Raw genomic sequence first — 575 nt, 5'->3', positions numbered from 1 at the left:
TCGTTCGGGAGCAGGTGGTCGGCGGCGCGGACGCAGCGGGTCCCGCCGCTCCGGTGCCCTAGGCCGCCACCGGCGACGACCCGGTGGTGATCGGGGGGCTGGGTCTGCGGTTGCCGGGGGGTGTGGGGACGCCGGAGGAGGTCTGGGATCTGGTCGCGTCCGGGAGGGCCGGGATCGGGGCGTTCCCGACGGATCGTGGGTGGTAACTGGAGGGGTGGGACCACGCGGCTGCGGAGCTTGCGGGGACGGTCTACGCCCGGGAGGGGGGGTTCCTGTACGGGGCGGGGGACTTCGATGCGGGGCTGTTCGGGATCTCGCCGCTTGAGGCGTTTGCGATGGATACGAAGCATCGCCTGTTGCTGGAGAAGTAGTGGGAGACGCTGGAGGCGGCGGGTGCCGATCCGCTGGGCCTGCGCGGCGAGCCGGTGGGCGTGGTCGTCGGCGCCTCGTTCATGGGGTACGGCACCGGGGCGGCGGAGAGCGGGGAGGGCCTGGAAGGCCATCTGCTGACGGGTACGGCTTCGTCGGTGATGTCGGGGCGGATCTCGTACACGTTCGGCCTGGAGGGGCCTGCG

At 72.3% G+C, this 575-nt stretch carries 1 pseudogene; it reads left to right on the top strand.

Annotated features, from left to right (window positions below):
- Positions 1-83 precede the first annotated feature (83 nt).
- Positions 84-575 (top strand): annotated as a pseudogene (locus PUR56_RS22755) (beta-ketoacyl synthase N-terminal-like domain-containing protein); the annotation flags it as partial.

Source organism: Streptomyces sp. BE303 (assembly GCF_036290945.1).
GTDB lineage: Bacteria > Actinomycetota > Actinomycetes > Streptomycetales > Streptomycetaceae > Kitasatospora.
Note: the sequence above shows the minus strand (reverse complement) of the source record. Positions and strands in the feature narration are given on the sequence as shown.